Here is a 20,640-nt window from a genome sequence, read left to right as displayed (position 1 = left end):
GCCGTGCGCGCGGTGGTGCAGACGGTCGCCCGCGCCTCGGTGACGGTGGCCGGCGAGCAGGTCGGCGCGATCACCGACGGCCTGCTGGTGCTGCTGGGCGTCACCCACTCGGACACGGCGGCGACCGCCGCCACCATGGCCCGCAAGGTGCACGAACTGCGCATCCTCGACGAGGAACGCTCGGCCGCCGAGGTGGGGGCGCCGATCCTGGTGGTGAGCCAGTTCACCCTCTACGGCGACGCCCGCAAGGGCCGGCGGCCCAGTTGGACCGCCGCCGCCCCGGCCGAGGCGGCCGAGCCGCTGGTGGCGGAGTTCGCCACCGCGCTGCGCGACCGGGGCGCGACCGTGCAGACCGGCCGGTTCCGGGCGCACATGCTGGTGGAGAGCGTCAACGTCGGCCCGCGCACGGTGCTGCTGGAGCTGTGAAGCCGCGGTGGCGTCAGGCCGCCGCGAGTACGCCGCTCGGCAGCCGGTGCAGCCGGGCCTCGATGGCGCGGGCCGTGCCGCGGAGCGCGCGGTGCAGCGCGCCGTCGGGGCGGCGCTGCTCGGAGTCGTTGGGCACCGAGATCGCGGCGATCACCCGGCCGGTGCGGTCGTGCAGTCCGGTGGCCACGCAGGAGACGCCGACCTGCCGTTCCTCGTGGTCGTAGGCGAAGCCGGTGCGGCGTACGTCGGCGAGTTCGGCCCGCAGCAGCGCGGGTGAGGTCTTGGTGTACCTGGTGAAGGGCCGTAGGCCCTGCCGGATCACCTCGTCGATGACCGACTCGGGCGCGCCCGCGAGCAGGATCTTTCCGAGCCCGGTCGCGTAGAGCGGGTTGCGGGTGCCCGGGCGGGTGCGGACCCGGCCGTCCACGTGGCTGATCTTGTAGAGGTAGATCAGCTCCGTGCCGTCTCGGACCGCGAGATGCGCCTGCAGGCCGGTCTCCGCGACCAGCCGCTCCATCGGCACCTGCGACTGCTCGGTGAGCGCCCGCAGCAGCGGCACCTGGGCGCCCACCTCGAACATCCAGATCGACAGGCGGTACTGCCCGCCGTCGATCCGCTCCAGCGCGCCGGCGGCGGCGAGACTGACCAGCAGCCGGTGGGCGTTTGCCCGGGTGAGGTCCAGCAGCTCGGCGCACTGGGTGACACCGACCTGCCGGTGGACGCGGAACAGGTCCAGCACCCTGAATGCCTTGAGCACTGTCAGTGACGGATCTGTGCTCATCTCGCCTCCTTGCCGGGTTCGTGCCAGGACGTCGGGACCGTCCCCACCAGGCCCGAAGCTGTTTCAGCGACATTACAGCCACGTCTCACATTGCGATACAGCCCGTTGTACGCAACATCACAGCAGCGGCCATAGTGGCAGGCCACGCCGTTGGCTGAGGGAGATCGCAGATGTACAAGAGCATCAACCGGATACCCCGGCGGGTGCCGCCGGAGATCCAGCACCGGCTGGGTCAGGTGGACACCGCAACGCTGTCGGACGCGATGGGCCGGCAGGGCGCAATGTCACACCGCGTACGCCCCCTGGACATCGAGCGCCGGCTCGTCGGCTCCGCCGTGACCGTGCAGTGCCCCAGCGGCGACAACCTGATGGTGCACAAGGCCCTCCAACTCGGTGGGCCGGGCGACGTGCTGGTGGTCGACACCGGCGGCACGTACGACGCCACCGTGCTCGGCCGCAACATGGCGCTGTTCGCCCACCGGATCGGCTTCGCCGGCGCGGTCATCGACGGCAGCGTCCGGGACCGCTCGGGGATCATGGCGATCCCGTTCCCGGTCTTCTGCATCGGGATCGTGCCCCGCTCGGCGGTCAAGCGCTCGATGGGCTCGGTCAACGTGCCGGTGAACTGCGGCGGGGTGGTGGTGCGGCCCGGGGACGTCGTGGTGGGCGACGAGGACGGCGTCGTCGTCGTCCCGTACGAGATCGCCGCCGAGGTGGCCGACCGGGCCGAGCAACGGCTGCAGATGGAGGACCAGCAGGCCGCCGACGTGCAGGACGAGGACCTGCCGCTGGAGATCCTCTACGGCCGGACCTGGGTCGACGAACGCCTCGCGCCCAGCCTGGACGAGCCCTTCCAGATCAGCGGGAACCTGCCGTCATGACCGCCGCCACCCGCCCGGAGGGCTCCGGCCGGCTGCCGGTCGCCATCGTCGGCTCCGGCAACATCGGCACGGACCTGATGATGAAGGTCCTCCGCTCACCCCACCTCGAACTGGCCGCGATGGTCGGCGTCGAGCCGACCTCCGCAGGGCTGGCCAGGGCGCGCCGGTCCGGCGTTGCGGCGTCCGCCGAGGGGGTCGACTGGCTGCTGCGGCAGGATCCGCTGCCGGCCGTCGTGTTCGAGGCGACCTCGGCCGCGGCGCACCTGGCCAACCAGCGGCGCTACGCCGAGGCCGGCATCCAGGCGGTCGACCTCACCCCGGCGGCGGTCGGGCCGTTCGTGGTGCCGGCGGTGAACCTGGACGCCCACCTGGACGCCCCGAACATCAACATGATCACCTGCGGCGGCCAGGCCACGATCCCGATCGTCGCCGCGGTCGCCCGGATCACCCCGGTGGCGTACGCGGAAATCGTCGCGTCGATCGCCTCCCGCTCCGCCGGACCGGGCACCCGGGCCAACATCGACGAGTTCACCGTGACCACCGCGCGGGCCGTGGAGTCCGTCGGCGGCGCGACGGCCGGCAAGGCGATCATCATCCTGAATCCGGTCGATCCGCCGATGCTCATGCGGGACACGATCTTCTGCGCCGTCGGGCCGGACGCCGACCGGGCCGGGATCAGCGCCTCCATCGAGGCGATGGTCGCGGCCGTGGCCCGGTACGTGCCCGGCTACCGGTTGGCCGCCCAGCCGCAGTTCGACGACCCCCGCCCCGAATGGCACGGCTGGGCGCGGGTCACCACGCTGGTCGAGGTCGAGGGCAACGGCGACCACCTTCCGCCGTACGCCGGAAACCTCGACATCATGACGGCCGCCGCCACCGCCGTGGCGGAACGGATCGCGGCGGCCGGAGACCGGGTGGTGGCCCCATGACCCGGGTACGGATCACCGACACCACGCTGCGCGACGGCAGTCACGCCATGGGCCACCGGTTCCTGGCCGAACAGGTGCGCGACACCGTACGCGCCCTGGCCGCCGCCGGCGTGCCGGTCATCGAGGTGGCGCACGGCGACGGCCTGGCCGGGTCGTCGTTCAACTACGGCTTCTCCGCCGTCGCGGAGCTGGACCTCATCGACGTGGCGGTCGCCGAGGCGGGCGCCGCCCGGGTCGCCGCCCTGCTGCTGCCCGGTGTCGGCACCGCCGAGGAACTGCGCGCCGCGGTGGACCACGGCGTCCGGATCGTCCGGGTGGCGACCCACTGCACCGAGGCGGACATCGCCGAACAGCATCTCGGGCTGGCCCGCGAGATCGGGGCGGAGACGGTCGGCTTCCTGATGATGTCGCACATGGTCGGGCCGGAGGAACTGGCCCGGCAGGCCCGGATCATGGCCGACGCCGGCGCCCAGTGCGTCTACGTGGTCGACTCCGCGGGTGCGCTGCTCCCGGACGACGCGGGCGACCGGGTGGCGGCGCTGGCCGCCGAGCTCGGTCCGGCCGCGCAGGTGGGCTTCCACGGGCACAACAACCTCGCGCTGGGGGTGGCCAACTCGATCGCGGCCGTGCGGGCCGGCGCCCGGCAGATCGACGGGGCGACCCGCGCCCTCGGGGCCGGTGCCGGGAACTCCCCCACCGAGGTGCTCACCGCCGTGTTCGACCGGCTCGGCTTCGACACGGGTATCGATCCCGGCCGCATCCTCGACGCCGCGCAGGACGTCGTGCTGCCCTACATCCGCCGCGAGCCGGTGATGGACCGCAGTTCGATCGTCATGGGCTACGCCGGCGTCTACTCCAGCTTCCTGCTGCACGCCGAACGCGCCGCGCAACGGTACGGCGTACCGGCGCACCAGATCCTCCGCGAGGCCGGCCGGCGCCGCTACGTCGGCGGCCAGGAGGACCTGCTCATCGACGTCGCGGTCGCGCTTTCCGACGGCCAGCCGGCCCCGGCCGGCGGGCGGCCAGCGGCCAACGGGCAGTCCACGGCCGGTTCCGACCGCGCGAACACCCCCGAGAAAGGCGAATGACATGTCAGTCCCATACCGCCGATACCTTGCCGCCGTCGCCGCGACCGCACTGCTGAGCACCACCGCCTGTGGCGGCCCGGGCGACAGCCCCGGGGCCGTCGCCGCGCCGGACGACCTGACGGAGGCCGCCAAGAAGGAGGGCAGCGTCACCCTCTACAGCTCCGTCGAGGAGGACGCCACCAAGGCCTTCGCGACGGCGTTCACCGAGAAGTACGGCATCGACGTCAACGTGGTCCGGCTGACCAGTTCGAAGCTGGCGCAGCGGTTCGCGGCGGAGGCGCAGGCCGGCGCGCCGGCCGCCGACGCGATGCTCATCTCGCGGACGGGATTCACCGCGGAGGGGGTCAAGAACGGCTGGCTGGTGCCGCTCGCCGATGCCGGGCTGCCCGAGTTCCCCGGTGAGCTGGACCAGAAGTTCGTCCTGCCCGACGAGGGCACCGCCGTCTCGATCATCCAGCCCGCCGGCATCGCCTACAACACGGACCTGGTACCCGCCGGCGAGGCCCCGAAGACCTGGACCGACCTGCTCGATCCGAAGTGGAAGGGCAGGATCGCCATCCCGGACCCGGCCTCGTCCGCCTCCTACGTGGGTGAGTGGCTGTCCGTGGCCCAGGCCGCCGGCGACAACCTGCTGGAGCAGTTCGGTTCCCAGCAACTGAAGAAGTACGCCAGCGGCGTGCCCGCGGCCGCGGCGGTGGCCGCCGGCGAGGCCGCGTTCTGCGTGATGGGCCTCCCGTCGCACATCGCCGACCCGAAGGCCAAGGGCGCACCGATCGAGTTCGTGACGCCCGCCCTGACCAGCGGCGCCGAGGTCGTGCCGGGGGTCGCCGCCAAGGGCCAGCACCCCAACGCGGCCCGGCTGCTCGTGCAGTTCGCACTCTCCGCCGAGGGCAGCAAGACGCTGGCCGACGCCGCGGGCGCCGTCTCCCCGTACGACTCGGCCAACCTGCCGGCGGAGTACGTCTCGCCCGACCTGGCGGCCGCCGCCACCCAGCAACAGGCCGTCATGGCCGCGCTCGGAATCGGCTGATGTCCTCCACCCGGACCGACGCCGGCGGTTCGCCGCCGGCCGTCGTCCCGTCCCGCCGGCCCGGCGACCGACCGGGTCCGGCGGGGCGCCGCCGGGCCGGACCGTTCACCATCGTGGTGTTCGCGCTGGCCGTCGCGTTGGCCTTCCTGGCCACGTACCCGATCCTGCGGGTCGTCGTCGGCCTGTTCATCACCGACGGAACGCTGTCGCTGGCGCCGGTCCGGGACGTCCTCGCCGTCGGGGACCTCGGCACGCTCGTCTGGAACACCCTGGTCGCGGTCCTGGTCAGCGGGGTGCTCGCGCTGGTCGTGGGCACCGCGCTGGCATGGCTGAACGAACGCACCGACGCCCGGGTGGCCGGCCTCACCGACGCGATGCCGATGATTCCCTTCCTGCTGCCGCCCATCGCCGGCGCGGTCGGCTGGGTGCTGCTGCTCTCCTCCAGCGCCGGGCTGCTCAACGCGACGCTGCGCTGGCTGCTGGACGGCGTGGGCCTGCACCTGACGACCGGGCCGTTCGACATCTTCTCCTGGCCGGGTCTGATCTTCGTCTACACCCTCTACCAGGTCCCGTACGTGTTCATGCTGGTCACCAGCGGTTTGCGGAACAGCGACTCCAGCCTGGACGAGCAGTCCCGGATCAGCGGCGCGGGCCGGTGGCGCACGATCTACCGGGTCACGCTGCCGGCGATCCGGCCGAGCATCGGCGGGGCGATCCTGTTGATGGGCTGGCAGGGCTTCTCGCTGTACTCCGTGCCGGTCATCATCGGCTCGGGCGCCGACATCGACGTGTTGTCGGTACGCATCGTGAACCTGCTGTCCTTCACGTACCCGCCGCAGACCGCCACCGCCGTCGGCCTCAGCTTCATCGTGCTGGCCTTCGTCGGGGTGATGTGGTACCTGCAGTCGCGGCTGCTGCGCCGCGGCCGGCACGCCGTGCTGGGCGGCCGCAGCCAACGATTCGCCCGGCTGCCGTTGGGCCGCTGGCGGTGGCCCGCCCGGGTGCTGATCCTGGGGTACGGGTTGCTCGCCGTGGTGCTGCCGGTGGTCGGCCTGTTGCTGGTGTCGTTGAACGGCTACTGGACCCCGAAGATCAACTGGTCGGGGCTGAGCATGGAGTCGCTCAACGACGCGGTGTTCCACGACTTCCAGACCCGGCAGGCGGTCACCAACAGCGTCTGGATCGGCGTGCTCGGCGCCACCGTCGGCATGGTGGCCGCCGCCCTGATCGCCCTGCTGGTGCTGCGCTCCCGCAGCCGGGTGGTCCGGGTGCTGGACGGCGCCATCAAGCTGCCGTCGGTCTTCTCGCACCTGGTCATCGCCGTCGGGTTCATCCTGGCCTTCGCCGGGCCGCCGCTGTACCTCGGCGGCACCACCACCATCCTGCTGCTGGCGTACCTGAGCATCTACCTGCCGCAGGGCTCGGTGGCCGCGGACTCGGCGGTCAGCCAGGTCGGCAGCGAACTGGCCGAGGCGTCACAGGTCAGCGGCGCCGGCAACGGACGTACCTTCCGCCGGGTCTTCCTGCCGTTGATGACGCCCGGCCTCGTGGCGGGCTGGGCGTTCCTGTTCGCGCGCATGGTGGGCGACCTGACCGCCACCGCGGTCCTGGCCGGCACCACGAACATGGTGGTCGGCTTCCGGATTCTGCAGATCTTCGAAAACGGCTCGTACGCCGAACTCGCATCGCTGGCCGTCGTGCTGACGGCCATCACGACCGCGGTCGTGATGCTCTCGCTGGCGCTGTCCCGGCGGCAGGGCAGATGGCAGGGCACGGCGACCGTAGGGAGGCCGAAATGATGAGACAGCGTCCCGTGGAACACCGGACGGCCGGCGCGGCACCGGGGGATCCCGGCCCGGAGCCGGCGGTGACCGGGGGCGTCGCGCCCGCCGCGGCGCCACAACCGGCCGCCGAGCCGGTGGTCCGGGTCCGCGACCTGGCCAAACGGTTCCGTCGGGCCGACGGCACGGTGACCGCGGCCGTGGACGACGTGTCCTTCGACGTCGCGCGGGGCGAGTTCCTCGTCCTGCTCGGCCCCAGCGGCTGCGGCAAGACGACGCTGCTGCGCTCGGTCGCCGGGCTGGAGACGCCGGACGCCGGCGTCATCGAGATCGACGGCCGGACCGTGTACGACGCCGACCGGCGGCTGGTGATACCGCCGGAGCACCGGCGGATCGGCATGATCTTCCAGTCGTACGCGCTGTGGCCGCACATGACCGTGGCGCAGAACGTCGCCTATCCGCTGCAGAACCGGGCCGACAGGCTGCCCCGGGCCAGGATCGCCGAACGGGTGCGGGCGATCCTCGACCTGGTGCACATCGGCGAACTCGCCCGGCAGTACCCCGGACAGATGAGCGGCGGCCAGCAGCAGCGGGTGGCCCTCGCCCGGGCCCTGGTCGCCGGCAACGACCTCGTGCTCTTCGACGAACCCCTGTCCAACGTGGACGCCAAGGTACGCGAGGAACTGCGCGCGGAACTGCTGGCCATGCAGCGTGAACTCGGCTTCTCCGCCATCTACGTGACGCACGACCAGCAGGAGGCGATGGGTCTGGCGCACCGCATCGCGGTGATGGGCGAGGGGCGGTTCGCCCAGGTCGCCGCCCCGCCGGACATATACCACCGGGCCACCTCCCGGTACGTGGCCAACTTCGTCGGCAGCAGCGACGAGGTGCCCGGCACGGTCGGCCAGACCGACGGCGCCGGCCGGACCACCGTGCGCACCGCGCTGGGCCTCGTCACCGGCCGCGCCGGCTCGGCCGACCTCGCGTCCGGCGACGCCGCCGTCGCGCTGTTCCGGCCGGAACGCGCGGTGCTGCGCGCCCGGTCCGGCCCGGCCCCGGAGCGCGACAACAGCTTCACCGGCACCGTCGAGGCCGCGCTGTTCCTCGGCCCGTACACCGAGTACGCCGTGCGGTGCGGCACGCACCGGCTGCGCGCGTGGAACACCGACGGCGACTTCGCGGCGGGCGACGAGGTCCGCGTCACGGTGCCGCCGGACGACGTCCGCGTGCTGCGTCCCTGAACGACCGCCCACCGCAAAGGAGAGTCATGTCTGAGCACGAGTACGACGTCCTCATCGTCGGCGCGGGCAACGCCGCCTTCTCCGCGGCGCACGCCGCCCGGGAGGAGGTCGACCGGGTGTGCGTGCTGGAGAAGGCGCCGCGCGCCGAACTCGGCGGCAACTCCTACTTCACCCTCGGCTCGTTCCGGGCCACCTACCACGGGCTCGACGACCTGCGACCGCTGCTCGCCGAACTGGACGAGCGGGAGGCGGCCACCTTCGACCTGGCCCCGTACACCGCCGACGACTTCGCCGGCGACATGATGCGGCTCACCCGCGGCCGCACCGACCAGGCGCTGATGCGCACCCTCGTCGAGGAGTCCTTCCCCACCCTGCGCTGGCTCAGCGGGCACGGGGTCAGGTTCAAGCTCCAGTCCGACAACCAGGTGTTCGACGTCGGCGGCCGCAAGAAGTTCTGGGGCGGCGGCACCATCGCCACCGTCGGCGGCGGCATCGGGCTCATCGAGCAGCACCTGGCCGCGGCCAAGAGCACCGGCATCGAGGTACGCACCGAACACCGGATGACGGGCTTCCTGGTCGACGCCACCGGGGCGGTCGCCGGGGTGGTCTGCCGCACGCCGCAGGGCGAGCGGGTCATCCGCGCCCGGGCCGTGGTGCTGGCATCCGGCGGGTTCGAGGCCGACACCCGGCTGCGCGCCGTGCACCTGGGGCCGGGCTGGGACACCGCCAAGGTCCGCGGCAGCCGGTACAACACCGGCGAGGGACTGCTGGCCGCGCTGGACATCGGGGCGCAGTCGTACGGCAACTGGTCCGGCGCACACGCGGTCGCCTGGGACATCAACGCCGGCCCGTTCGGCAACCGGGTGCTGACCAACAAGCTGCAACGGCACTCGTACCCCTTCGGCGTCACGGTGAACGCGGAGGCCGAACGCTTCGTCGACGAGGGCGCGGACTTCCGCAACTACACCTACGCCAAGATCGGATCGGCGATCCTGCGGCAGACCGGCGGCGTCGCGTACCAGATCTTCGACCAGCGCGGCGTCCGGCTGCTGCGCACCGACTACGGCCACGAGGGCGCCACCCGGGTCGTGGCAGACAGCATCGGCGAACTCGCCGGCCTGCTCGGGCTGCGCCCGGACCGGCTGGAACGCACCATCGCCGAGTACAACGCCGCGGTCGGCGACGCCCCGTTCGACCCGACCGTGCTGGACGGGCTGTCCACCGCCGGGCTGGAACCGCCCAAGAGCAACTGGGCCCAGCCCATCGACCAGCCGCCGTTCGTGGCCTACCCGGTGGGTTGCGCCATCACCTTCACCTACGGCGGGCTGCGGGTCGACGAGGACGCACAGGTGCTGGACCAGGCCGGGCAGCCGATCCGGGGGCTGCACGCCGCCGGCGAGGTGGTGGGCGGGCTGTTCTACGAGAACTACCCGGGCGGCAGCGGCCTGATGTCCGGCGCCGTCTTCGGGCGCCGCGCCGGACGTACCGCCGCCCGGCACAGCCGGGCCGGGCAATGACCGGCGGCACGGACGTCCTGCTCGGCGGCACGGGCGTACGGGTGCCCCGGGTCGTCCTGGGCACCGCCACCTTCGGCATGCAGTGCGACGAGCCCACCTCGCGACAGATCCTGGACCGCGCCGCGGAGCGCGGCATGACCTGGCTGGACACCGCGACCAGCTATCCACTGGGCAGCGGGCCGGAGGTGGTGGGGCGCACCGAGGCGCTGCTCGGCCGGTGGCTGGCCGGGCGGCGGGACGGCCTCTTCCTCGCCACCAAGGTCTACAACCGGACCGGGCCGCAGCCGTGGCAGCTCGGCCTGTCGCGCAAGCACATCCTGTCCGCCGTGGACGGCAGCCTGCGCCGGCTCGGCACCGACCACGTCGACCTGCTGCAACTGCACCGGTTCGACGTGCACACCCCGATCGAGGAGACGCTGTCCGCGCTGGACCTCCTGGTCCGGGCCGGCAAGGTGCGCTACGTCGGGTGCTGCAACTTCCTGGCCTACCAGCTCGCCCAGGCGCTGACCTGGAGCGAGGCCCGGCACCTGCCCCGGTTGCAGACCGCCCAGCTACGGCACAACCTGGTGACCCGGGGCGCCGAGATCGAGGCGTTCCGGCTCTGCCGCGAGCAGCAGGTCGCCGTGCTGGCGTTCAACGTGCTCGCCGGGGGCATCCTCGCCGGCAAGTACGACCGCACCGCCGCACCGCCGGCCGACACCCGGTTCTCGGTGGGCGCCGCCGGCCGCCGCTACGTCCGGCGGTACTGGAACGACGACACCTTCACCACGGTGGACGCCCTGCGGGTGATCGCCGAGCGGGCCGGCGCGTCACTGGCCGTGCTGGCGACCGCGTGGACGCTGCGGCAGCCGGACGTCACCGCCCCGATCATCGGGGTCAGCCGGCTCGACCAGCTCGACACCGTGACCGAGGCGCTCGACCTCAAGCTCCCCGAGGAACTGTGGGACGAGGTCGACGCGCTGACCGCCCGACATCGCCGCCCCACCGAGGAACTCACCTTCGAGTCCAGCTGACCCCCCTGGAGGAACCATGACCAGCACCCCGGAACCCCGCGCCTTCTCGTTCCTGCGGCTCAACGACCGGCCCGTCAAGCCGCGTACCGTCGGCCTCACCGAGATCCGCGGCCCCTACTACACCTCGTTCGGACCGGCGCACCTGCGGGACCTGCTGGAGTCCGTCGGCCCGCACGTCGACTCGTTCAAGTTTCCCGGCGCCTCGATGCCGCTGCTGTCCGAGGAGACGCTGCGCAGCTTCATCAACGTGTGCCACGACCACAACGTCGAGGTCTCCACCGGCGGTCTCATCGAGTTCGTCCTCACCCGCGGGCCGGACGCGGTCGAGCAGTACTTCGAGGCCATCCAGCGCTACGGCTTCGACATCGTGGAGATCTCCGTCGGCATGCTCGCGATCGCACCGAGCGACTACCTCCGGCTGATCGAACGCGGTCGCAAGGCGGGCCTGAAGGTGAAGGCCGAGATCGGCATCCAGTTCGGCGCCGGCGGCACGTCGTCGGTCGACGAACTCGCGGCCGAGGGGACCGGCGACCCGTCCTGGGCGGTACGCCGTGCCCGCCGCGCCTTCGACGCCGGGGCGAACCTGGTGCTGCTGGAGTCCGAGGGCGTCACCGAGCAGGTCCGCACCTGGCGCACCGACGTACCGGCGCTGTTCATCAGCGAGTTCGGGCTGGAGTCGGTGATGTTCGAGGCGGCCGAGCCGGCGGTCTTCGAGTGGTACGTCAAGAACTACGGACCCGAGGTCAACCTCTTCGTCGACCACAGCCAGGCGTACCAGCTGGAGTGCCTGCGGTCCGGCATCTGGGGCACCAAGAGCGTCTGGGGTCGCGTCGTCAGCTACAAGGGGTGACCCGGCCCGGCCGGTGGTGGCCGCTGCTCGCGCACGCCGCGCTGACCCACGCCGCGTACGCCGCGGTCCGCCCGATGGTGGGCTACCGGGCGGTCGAGCTGGACGGCGGCACCGCGGCGATCGGCGCGCTCTCGGCCAGCTTCAGCATCCTGCCGCTGGTGCTCGCCCTCCCGGTGGGCCGGCAGGTCGACCGGTTCGGCGCGCCCCGGCTGGTGGCCGCCGGCGGCGTGCTGTTCGCCGCGGCGTGCGCGGCGGCGGTCTTCGCGGCCGGCGTCGGCACCCTGCTGGTCCCGATCGCGCTGCTCGGTCTGGGTCAGTTGGCCGTGCTGGTCGGCCAGCAGGCCATGGCCGCGACGATCCGGCCCGGAAACCGGGACCAGGCGTTCGGCACGCTCACCTCGGTCGCCGCCGGCGGACAGATCCTCGGGCCGCTGCTGGCCACCGCCGCGGCGAGCCGCGGGCCGGTCTCCGGTTGGACGGCCGCCAACCTGGGTACGGCGGTGGCCGCGGTGCTGGCGCTCGGCGCCGTACCGCTGTCCCGGTGGCTGCTGTCCGGCGGCGGCCCGCGGCCCGATCCCGGCGTGCGGCCACCGCCGGTGCACCGGGCGGCCGGCGCACTCGTCCGCATCCCCGGAATGTGGCCGGCGCTGGCCGCGGGCGGCGTGGTGCTCGCCGCGCTGGATTTGCTGCAGGTCTTCCTGCCGGTCTGGGCACAGGACCGGGGGGTGTCGCCGACGGCGGTCGGCGCGCTGCTGGCGCTGCGGGCCGGCGCGACCCTGCTGGCCCGGCTGCTGGCCGCCCGGATGGTCCGCCGGATCGGCCGCCGGGCCGGCATGGTCGGCTCGATCCTCGCCGCCGGGGCCGGGCTGGCCCTGGTGCCGCTGGTCGACCCGGCCGGCGCGGTGGCCGTGATGGTCGTGCTCGGCGTCGGCCTCGGGATGGCCCAGCCGCTGAGCATGGGGTGGGTCGTCGAGCTGGCCGCCCCGGGCACCCAGGGTTCGGCGCTGGGGCTGCGGCTGTCCGCCAACCGGCTGGCGCAGACCGTCGTGCCACTGGGCGTCGGCGTCGCGGCGGCGGGGCCGTCGGCGGTCTTCTGGAGCACCTCGCTGCTGCTCGGCGGCGCCTCCGTGGCACTGCTGCGGGCGCCGCCCGGCACGTCCGAGCCGTGATCGGCCGGCTCTCCCGGCGCGGACCTCACCCTCGCTTAACGCCTCGAACGGCAAGCTGTTCCCATGCGGCGCGTTGGCGCCGCGGCCCACACCAGATGTCGAGGCGGGGAGGCGACTTCGGTGGTTTCGCACCTGAACGCAGCACAGCAGCAGTCGGCCGGTACGGGCGCCGAGGACCAAACGACGCTGCCGGACCTGGACGCCGCCGAGGAGCGTGGCGTGTCCGCGGACCTGGTCCGGGCGTACCTCAACGGGATCGGCCGGACCCGGTTGCTCACCGCGGCCGGCGAGGTCGACCTGGCCCGGCGCGTCGAGGCCGGCCTGTACGCGCAGGAGAAGCTGGCCACGGGGCGGGCGGCCGACGCGGACCGGGCCGACCTGGAGATCGTGGCCGCCGAGGGCCGGGCCGCCAAGAACCACCTGCTGGAGGCCAACCTGCGGCTGGTGGTCAGCATCGCCAAGCGGTACACCGGCCGTGGCATGGCCTTCCTCGACCTGATCCAGGAGGGCAACCTCGGCCTGATCCGCGCCGTCGAGAAGTTCGACTACACCAAGGGCTACAAGTTCTCCACCTACGCCACCTGGTGGATCCGCCAGGCCATCACCCGCGCCATGGCCGACCAGGCACGCACCATCCGCATCCCGGTACACATGGTCGAGCAGGTCAACCGGATGGTCCGGGTCCGCCGGGACCTGTCGGTCGCGCTGGGTCGGGAGCCGACCGTGCCGGAGGTCGCGGCGGCGCTCAGGGTGCCGGAGTTCCAGGTGATCGAGCTGATCTCCTATGACCGGGAGCCGGTCAGCCTGGACCAGGCGGTCGGCGAGGACGGCGAGAGCGCGCTCGGGGACTTCGTCGCCGCCAGCGGGCCGGGTGACCGGCCGGAGTTGGCCGGCGGCGGTCAGCTCCGCGACGAGGTGGAAATCGTGCTCGCCACGCTCTCCCAGCGCGAGCAGGCGGTGATCCGGCTGCGCTTCGGCCTCGACGACGGGCGGCAGCGCACGCTGGACGAGGTGGGCCGCGAGTTCGGGCTCTCCCGGGAGCGGATCCGGCAGATCGAGAAGGTCACCCTGACCAAGCTGCGCCATCCGGACCGGTCGCAGCGACTGGAGGCGTACGCCGCGAGCTGACCGCCGCGTCGTCCGGCCACATCGGACATCGGGGACCCGCCGCGAGGACACCGCGGCGGGTCCCCGTCGTTCCACGACCGCAGCGCCGCGTTCCCCGCCGTTCCACGACCGCAGCGCCGCGTTCCCCGCCGTTCCACGACCGCGGCGCGCGTTCCCGTCCGGCTCACAGCCGGCGCGGGCCGCTGTCCGGACGGGTCAGCGAACGGTCCAGCGTCGCCTCGGCGTGCAGCACGGTGAGCCCGTCGGGGCGGGCGAGCACCGGGTTGAGTCGCAGCGTGCGGACCTCCGGGTGGTCGTCGACCAGCCGGCCCACCCGCAGCAGCAGGTCGACCAGCGCCGCCCGGTCCACCGGCTCGGCGCCCCGGTAGCCGTGCAGCAGCGGCGCCAGCCGCGGCTCGTCCACCAGCCCCTCGGCGTCCCGGTCGGTCAGCGGCGCGGCCCGCCAGGCCCGGTCGCCGAGCAGTTCGGTCGCCACGCCGCCCAGGCCGAAGCCGACGACCGACCCGAACGCCGGATCCAGCACGGTCTCCACCACGCACGCCACCCCGGCCGGCACCATCGGCTGGACCAGCACGTCCGGGCCGAACCCGGCGGCCAGATCGGCGTACGCGGCGCGCAGCGCGGCCTCGTCGGCCAGGGCCAGCCGGACGGCGCCCAGGTCGAGCCGGTGCCGCAGACCCGAGCGGGCCGACTTGAGCACGGCCGGGTAGCCCAGCCGGCCGGCCGCCGCGGCGGCGGCGTCCGCCGTACCGGCCCGCTCCGAGGGGGTGACCGCGATCCCGTACGCCCGCAGCAGCGCCTCGGCCAGCCCGGGGCCGCCGGCCGCGGTGGCCGACCGGGTCGCCTCCTCGTCCACGTCGGACAGTTCGGGCAGTTCACCGGCGGGCTGGCGGAGCCAGTCGGCGTACTCCACGACCCGCGCCAACGCCCGCACCGCCTCCTCCACCGAGGGGTACGACGGCACCCCCGGCGGCAGCCGGCCGGCCAGGTAGGTGGCCACGGTCGGCCGGTCACCGGCAAGCGCCACGCTGGCCAGCGCGCTGACGAAGTCGGCATCCACGTCCGGAAACTGGCCGGGCAACGGCGGCGCGAACACCACCACCAGGGCGTCCACCCCCGGATGCACGGCGGCCTCGGCAACGGCGTCGCCGAAGTCGTGCGCGGTGGCCCGCGGGCCGACATCCGCCGGATAGCCGTCGGCGACCATCAGACCACGGGACACGCAGGCGGTGGCCGCCAGCCGGGTGAGCGCCGAGGAGTTGCCGACGACGCCGACCCGCCTTCCGGCCGGCAGCGGCTGGTTGGCCAGCAGCACCCCGGCGTCCAGCAGTTCAGCCACGGTCTCCACCCGGACCACCCCGGAGCGGGCGAACAGCGCCGTCACGGCCGCGGCGTCCGGGCCGCTCACCTCGGTCGGCGCCCTGCCGCCCACCTCGGCGGGCGGCGGGTCGCCCACCTCGGCGCGCGTCGGGTCGCTCGCCTCCGCGGGCGCCGCGGCCAGCGCGACGATCGGCTTGCTCCGCCCGATCTCCCGGGTCAGCCGGGCGAACTTGTGCGGGTTACCGAAGGTTTCCAGGTAGAGCAGGATGACGTCGGTGCGCGGATCGTCCCGCCAGTACTGCAACAGGTCGTTGCCGGAGACGTCGGCCCGGTTGCCCGCCGAGACGAAGCTGGACAGGCCGAGGCCGCGCCGGTCCGCCTCGGCCAGCAGTTCCACACCGAACACCCCGGACTGGCTGAACAGCCCGACCCGGCCCGGCACCGGAAGCCGGGGCGCGAGGGTGGCGTTCAGCCGTACCGCCTCGTCGGTGTTCGCGACGCCCAGGCAGTTCGGGCCGACCACCCGCAGCCCCAGGCCGTGCGCGACGCGCACCAGCTCCCGCTGCGCCCGCTCCCCCTCCTCGCCCGCCTCGGCGAACCCGGCCGAGACCACCACCAGGCCGTGCGCGCCGGCCGACGCCGCGTCCCGCACCACCTCCGGCACCGTCTCGGCGGCCACGGCGACCACCGCGAGATCCACCGGCGCCCCGGCGCCGGCCGCCGACGGGTACGCGGGCAGCCCCGCCACGACGGGCGCGGTGGGATGCACCGGCACGATCGTCCCGGGGTACCCGCCGTCGCGCAGGTGACCGAGCAGCGCCGCCCCGACGCCCTGGCCGGTGGTGCTGGCGCCGTAGACGGCGACCGCCCGCGGGGCCAGCAGCCGGGCGATGGAGCGCGCCTCGGTGCGCCGCTCCCGGCGCCACTGCACGGCCAGGGACTGTTCGGTGGGTGCGATCGGGAACGTCAGGTGCACCACCCCGTCGGCGTACTGCCGCTGGACCTGGTAGCCGAAGTCGGCGAAGACCCGCAGCATCGCGCCGTTGGTGGGCAGCACCTCGGCCACGAAGCTGGCGATCCCCTCCTGCCGGGCCGCCTCGGCCAGGTGTTCCAGCAGCACCGAGCCGATCCCCCGACCCTGGTGCGCGTCCTCCACCACGAACGCCACCTCGGCGTCCGGCGCGTCCGGCCCCAGCCGCTCGTACCGGCCGACCGCCAGGATCCGGTCGCCGGAGGTGACCACGAAGGCCTCCCGGTCGTGGTGGTCCACCGTGACGAAGCGGGCCAGATCGCGTTCCGGGATCCCCGGGTACGGGGAGAAGTACCGCAGGTAGCGGGTGCGTTCCGAGAACCGCCCGTGCATCGCCACGATGGCCGGCGCGTCCGCCGGCCCGATCTGCCGCAGGTGGACGGTCGAGCCGTCGGTGAGCAGCACGTCGGCCGAGCGGTCCGGGGCGGTCGGGGTACCGGTCATCCGGTCAGTCGCGCGGGTCGTACGGATCGAGACCGTGCAGCGGGAACACCGCCTTGCGGGTGGCCAGGATGGCCCGGTCCACCGCGTCGGGCTCGCCGCCGGGCTGCCACGGCTCGTACGCCGGATCCGCGTCGTCGGTCATCCGCAGCGGCGTCTCCCGCTCGGGGCGGCGGTGCCGGGCCAGGTCCCGCCAGGCCGGCGGGGTGAGCCGGGCCGGCTCCACCGGCTCGCCGGTGACCACCGCGAGCAGGTGGGTCCAGGCCCGCGGCACCACCTCGACCAGCGCGTACCCGCCGCCGCCGAGGGCCACCCAGCGGCCGTCGCAGAGTTCCTCGGCCAGGTCGCGCAACGCCAGGTACGCGGCCCGCTGCCCGTCCACCGAGAGCCGCAGGTCGGCCAGCGGGTCCAGCCGGTGTGCGTCGGCGCCGCACTGGGTGACCAGCAGCTGTGGCCGGAACGCACGCAGCACCGACGGCACCACCGCGGCGAACCCGCGGTGCCAGCCGGCGTCGCCGGTGCCGGGCGGCAGCGGCAGGTTCACGGCGCTGCCCTCGGCGCCCGGCCCACCGGTCTCGTCCGGGAAACCGGTGCCGGGAAACAGCGCCAGCGGGGTCTCGTGCAGGCTGACGGTGAGCACCCGCGGGTCGTCGTAGAAGATGTGCTGCACCCCGTCGCCGTGGTGCACGTCGACATCCACGTAGGCGATCCGCTCCGCACCGGCGTCCAGCAGCCGGGCGATCGCCACCGCCGGATCGTTGTAGACGCAGAACCCGGACGCCCGGTCCGGCATGGCGTGGTGCAGGCCGCCGGAGACGTTCACGGCGCGGCGGGCCTCGCCCCGCCAGACCGCCTCGGCGGCGGCGATGCTGGCCCCGGCGATCAGCGCGCTGGACTCGTGCATCCCGGCGAAGACCGGGTTGTCGGCGGTGCCGAGGCCGTGGCCGACGAAGAACGGGTCGTGCGCCGCGGCGCGCACCGCGGTCAGGTAGTCCGCCTCGTGCACCCGGGTCAGCGCGGCGTCGTCGGCGGGCTCGGGCGTCACCAGACGCACACCCGGCCGGTCCAGGACGCCGAACTCGCGGGCCAACGCCATCGTCAACTCGACCCGCACCGGGTCGAGCGGGTGCTCACCCAGGTCGTACGCCAGCAGCCGCTCGTCCCACACCACCACAGTGCCGTCCGACATGGCGCCATCCTCGCACGCCACCGGACCGGCACCCAGGATGCTTCATGTTCACGAACCGGACGAACCACCCGGGCCGGTTGCCACCGGCCGGTCCGGGTCGGCGATCCAGTCGCTCCACGACCCGACGTACATCGCGACGTCCGTGCGGCCGACCAGGTGCAGCGCCAGCACGGCCTGCGCGGCGGTCACCCCCGACCCGCAGTACGCGCCCACCGGTACCTGGGGTCCGATGCCGGCCGCCGCGAACCGGGACCGCAGGTCGGCGACCGGCAGCGGCCGGCCCGGACCGGCGAGCAGCTCGCGGATCGGCAGATTCACCGCGCCCGGCACGTGCCCGGCCACCGGGTCGATCGGTTCGGTCTCGCCCCGGTACCGCTCCGGCGCCCGCACGTCCAGCAGCGCCCCGCCCGCCTCGGCGAGCCCGGCCGCGGCCGCGGCGTCCAGCACCGGCAACGCACCGGGCCGTACGGTCACGTCCCCCGGTGCCGGCCCCGGCCGCGTACCGTCCCCCGGCCGGACCGGGTGGCCGTCGGCCGCCCAGGCCGGAAACCCTCCGACCAGCACCCGGACCGGCCGGTGTCCGGCCCAGCGCAGTGTCCACCAGGCGCGGGCCGCGGCCAGGCCGTCGCCGCCGTCGTAGACCACGACGGGGTGACCCTCGCGGACCCCGGCCGCGCGCAGCGCGTCCTGCAACCGCCCCGGATCGGGCAGCGGGTGCCGGCCGCCCGGACCCGGCGGCCCGGACAGCGCGGTGTCCAAGTCCACGAAGACCGCACCCGGCAGGTGTCCGGCCAGGTAGTCGTCCCGGCCGGGCGGACCGGCCAGCCGCCACCGCACGTCCAGCAGGGTGGGCGGATCCTCGCGGGCCAGTTCCGCGGCAAGCGTCGGCGCATCGACCAGAAGTTCAGCGGTACCGGACATAGCGTTCAGTCAACACCATCCGGGCCGGACCCGGCACCGCGCCCCGACGTTCTGTCAAGGGTGCGAGGTAGCATCACGGTCAGGAGGTCCGCTGACGTGAACGACCTGGTCGATACCACCGAGATGTACCTGCGCACCATCCTCGAACTCGAGGAGGAGGGTGTGCCGGCGCTGCGCGCCAGGATCGCCGAGCGGTTGCGGCAGAGCGGCCCCACCGTGAGCCAGACCGTGGCCCGGATGGAACGGGACGGGCTGCTCACCCTGGAGGGCGACCGGCACCTGCAGCTCACCGACCTCGGTCGGGCGAGCGCCGTGGCGGTGATGCGCAAGCACCGCCTGGCCGAGTTGCTGCTGGTCAACGTGATCGGCATGCCGTACGAGGAGGCCCACGAGGAGGCCTGCCGGTGGGAGCACGTGATGAGCGACGCCGTGGAGCGGAAGGTCTACGAGTTGCTCAACCGCCCCACCCGGTCGCCGTACGGCAACCCGATCCCCGGGCTGGAGGCCATTGACGAGTCGCAGCCGGCCGACGACTCCAGGGCCGGCGGCGAGCTGGAGCGCAACCTGGTCTTCCCGGGTCTCACCGGCGCCGTCACGGTCCGGCGGATCTGCGAGAGCGTGCAGACCAACGCGGACGTGCTGCGTCAGCTGCACGCCGCGGGCGTCGACCCGGGCGCGACCGTGACGGTCCAGCAGGAACGGGACGGCGTCACGATCGACCGCTCGGGGGACAAGATCCGGCTCCCCGCGAGGTCGCCTCGCGGGTCTTCGTCGCCGCCGGCCCCTGACCGGACGCGCTCACCGGCCGCCGGCCGGTGAGCCTCGGCGGCGGTGGGCCTCGGCGACGGTGGGCCTCGGCGACGGCGAGCGTCCGCGACCGGGCCTCCGCGCTCAGTGCCGGGAGTCGATCTTCTTGGCCAGCTCGACCAGGCCGGGTACCAGCTCCTCGGCGGAGTCCTGGTCGTCCTCGGGCGCGCCCGAGTAGCGCACCGTGACCAGCCGGCCGTCCTTGCTGAGCCAGCCCACCTCGGCCGTCGCCGCCTTGCCCTTCGCGGGCGCCGACACCGACCGGTAGGCGGCGCGGCCGAGCCCCGACAGGGACGTGCCGCCGCGCGGCACCGCCTCCTGCTTGAAGATCGCGACGTCCGCCTTCGTCTTGCTGATCGACAACGTCAGGTCCGGCGCCTGCGCCTGCTGGGAGCGCAGCACGCAGCTCTGCGTACCGTTCACCTCGGTGGCGCCGGAAACGTCGAACGACACCCCCACCGCCTTCGCCGCGGAGGCGAAGTCGAGCAGTTCGCAGGCGCCGCCGGCGCTGGCCGCAGGCATGTTCACCGTCGTCGGCGGTGGCACGGCCGCCGGCTCCGCCGACCCGTCGTTGCCACAGCCCGCCAGTGCCAGCAGTCCGGCACCGATCAGGCTCGCACGCGTACGCACGGCGTCCTCCCTTCCGTGCCCGTTGGTTTTCCGTGCCCGTCAGTCCGGGGCACACGGTACTGGCGGGTGCGCCCGGACGAAAGTCGTCCTCCGAACCTACCCGGTGACCGGTTCGGCAACCTCAGCCACCGGCCGCGTACCGTCCGGTGTCGGTGCGGTCCCGCGCGGCGGCCGCGGCGGGACCGCCCGGCTCAGGTGACGTACGGGCAGTGCCGGCAGCCCCGGCCGCAACAGGTACCCCGGTCGGCCAGGAAGCCGGCGGTGAGCACGAACAACCCGGTTTCCGGGTCGAGGTAGCCGGCCTGGCCCGCGGCGAGCGCCGCGGTGTGCGCGGCCAGGATCCGCTCCCGGTCCGGGTGATCCGGCGCGAGCCGCGACGGATGCGGCTCGGCCAGCGGTCGGTGGGCCAGCGGCCGGGGCTCGGGCGGCACCCGGCCAGTCTAGGGACGCCCCGGCAGTGCCGACGCC

General features: G+C 73.7%; 18 protein-coding genes and 1 pseudogene. 13 read left to right on the top strand and 6 right to left on the bottom strand.

Annotated features, from left to right (window positions below; all coding sequences use genetic code 11):
* The first annotated feature begins 3 nt into the window (after positions 1–3).
* A complete protein-coding gene (gene dtd / locus CIK06_RS08105; RefSeq protein ID WP_095564313.1) occupies positions 4–426 on the top strand; it encodes a D-aminoacyl-tRNA deacylase in 423 nt (140 codons plus the stop codon).
* Between the two features lie 13 nt (positions 427–439).
* Here the strand turns inward: dtd and CIK06_RS08100 are convergent, their stop codons facing one another.
* Positions 440–1,207 carry an IclR family transcriptional regulator gene (locus tag CIK06_RS08100; RefSeq protein ID WP_095564312.1) on the bottom strand — a complete coding sequence of 256 codons (768 nt, stop codon included), beginning with the start codon at positions 1,205–1,207 and terminating at the stop codon, positions 440–442.
* A gap of 170 nt (positions 1,208–1,377) precedes the next feature.
* Between CIK06_RS08100 and CIK06_RS08095 the strand changes: the two genes are divergently transcribed.
* From CIK06_RS08095 to sigB, 11 genes are all read left to right on the top strand, one after another.
* Positions 1,378–2,088, top strand: a complete 711-nt coding sequence (locus CIK06_RS08095; RefSeq protein ID WP_095564311.1) for an RraA family protein — start codon at positions 1,378–1,380, stop codon at positions 2,086–2,088.
* Positions 2,085–3,017, top strand: coding sequence for an acetaldehyde dehydrogenase (acetylating) (locus tag CIK06_RS08090; protein WP_095564310.1), 933 nt, complete (start codon positions 2,085–2,087; stop codon positions 3,015–3,017). The genes CIK06_RS08095 and CIK06_RS08090 overlap by 4 nt, the downstream gene beginning before the upstream one ends.
* Positions 3,014–4,105, top strand: coding sequence for a 4-hydroxy-2-oxovalerate aldolase (gene dmpG / locus CIK06_RS08085; protein WP_095564309.1), 1,092 nt, complete (start codon positions 3,014–3,016; stop codon positions 4,103–4,105). Before CIK06_RS08090 ends, dmpG begins: the two co-directional genes overlap by 4 nt.
* Position 4,106: 1 nt before the next feature.
* Positions 4,107–5,135 (top strand): ABC transporter substrate-binding protein, encoded by a 1,029-nt coding sequence (locus CIK06_RS08080; protein WP_095564308.1) that lies wholly within the window; start codon positions 4,107–4,109, stop codon positions 5,133–5,135.
* Positions 5,135–6,934, top strand: coding sequence for an iron ABC transporter permease (locus tag CIK06_RS08075; RefSeq protein WP_095564307.1), 1,800 nt, complete (start codon positions 5,135–5,137; stop codon positions 6,932–6,934). Before CIK06_RS08080 ends, CIK06_RS08075 begins: the two co-directional genes overlap by 1 nt.
* Positions 6,931–8,157 (top strand): ABC transporter ATP-binding protein, encoded by a 1,227-nt coding sequence (locus CIK06_RS08070; protein ID WP_198348135.1) that lies wholly within the window; start codon positions 6,931–6,933, stop codon positions 8,155–8,157. The genes CIK06_RS08075 and CIK06_RS08070 overlap by 4 nt, the downstream gene beginning before the upstream one ends.
* A 26-nt stretch (positions 8,158–8,183) precedes the next feature.
* On the top strand, positions 8,184–9,674 hold the full coding sequence (gene tcuA / locus CIK06_RS08065; protein ID WP_095564305.1) for an FAD-dependent tricarballylate dehydrogenase TcuA: 1,491 nt from the start codon (positions 8,184–8,186) through the stop codon (positions 9,672–9,674).
* Positions 9,671–10,687, top strand: a complete 1,017-nt coding sequence (locus CIK06_RS08060) for an aldo/keto reductase (RefSeq protein ID WP_095564304.1) — start codon at positions 9,671–9,673, stop codon at positions 10,685–10,687. Before tcuA ends, CIK06_RS08060 begins: the two co-directional genes overlap by 4 nt.
* Positions 10,688–10,703: 16 nt before the next feature.
* Complete coding sequence (locus CIK06_RS08055; protein WP_095564303.1) at positions 10,704–11,537, top strand: phosphosulfolactate synthase; 834 nt, start codon at positions 10,704–10,706, stop codon at positions 11,535–11,537.
* Positions 11,534–12,706: an MFS transporter gene (locus tag CIK06_RS08050; RefSeq protein WP_095564302.1), complete on the top strand. Its 1,173-nt coding sequence runs from the start codon at positions 11,534–11,536 to the stop codon at positions 12,704–12,706. The genes CIK06_RS08055 and CIK06_RS08050 overlap by 4 nt, the downstream gene beginning before the upstream one ends.
* A gap of 132 nt (positions 12,707–12,838) precedes the next feature.
* Positions 12,839–13,834: an RNA polymerase sigma factor SigB gene (sigB, locus tag CIK06_RS08045; protein ID WP_304528821.1), complete on the top strand. Its 996-nt coding sequence runs from the start codon at positions 12,839–12,841 to the stop codon at positions 13,832–13,834.
* A gap of 163 nt (positions 13,835–13,997) precedes the next feature.
* Here the strand turns inward: sigB and CIK06_RS08040 are convergent, their stop codons facing one another.
* The 3 genes from CIK06_RS08040 to CIK06_RS08030 are packed head-to-tail and all read right to left on the bottom strand — an operon-like array spanning position 13,998 to position 18,735.
* Positions 13,998–16,628, bottom strand: coding sequence for a bifunctional GNAT family N-acetyltransferase/acetate--CoA ligase family protein (locus CIK06_RS08040; protein ID WP_095564300.1), 2,631 nt, complete (start codon positions 16,626–16,628; stop codon positions 13,998–14,000).
* Positions 16,629–16,632: 4 nt separating this feature from the next.
* Entirely contained in the window at positions 16,633–17,814 is a 1,182-nt protein-coding gene (locus CIK06_RS08035) for an acetoin utilization protein AcuC (RefSeq protein ID WP_095564299.1), read from the bottom strand.
* A 48-nt stretch (positions 17,815–17,862) separates the two neighbouring features.
* Positions 17,863–18,735: a sulfurtransferase gene (locus CIK06_RS08030; protein ID WP_095564298.1), complete on the bottom strand. Its 873-nt coding sequence runs from the start codon at positions 18,733–18,735 to the stop codon at positions 17,863–17,865.
* A 123-nt stretch (positions 18,736–18,858) separates the two neighbouring features.
* Here CIK06_RS08030 and CIK06_RS08025 point away from each other — a divergent pair.
* Positions 18,859–19,523 (top strand): annotated as a pseudogene (locus CIK06_RS08025) (metal-dependent transcriptional regulator).
* Between the two features lie 103 nt (positions 19,524–19,626).
* Here the strand turns inward: CIK06_RS08025 and CIK06_RS08020 are convergent.
* Positions 19,627–20,172: a hypothetical protein gene (locus CIK06_RS08020; RefSeq protein WP_095564297.1), complete on the bottom strand. Its 546-nt coding sequence runs from the start codon at positions 20,170–20,172 to the stop codon at positions 19,627–19,629.
* A 191-nt stretch (positions 20,173–20,363) separates the two neighbouring features.
* Entirely contained in the window at positions 20,364–20,603 is a 240-nt protein-coding gene (locus CIK06_RS08015) for a DUF5522 domain-containing protein (RefSeq protein WP_232534076.1), read from the bottom strand.
* Between the last annotated feature and the right edge of the window lie 37 nt (positions 20,604–20,640).

This window comes from Plantactinospora sp. KBS50 (genome assembly GCF_002285795.1).
Taxonomy (GTDB): Bacteria; Actinomycetota; Actinomycetes; order Mycobacteriales; family Micromonosporaceae; genus KBS50.
This window is presented reverse-complemented; position numbering and strand designations above follow the sequence as displayed.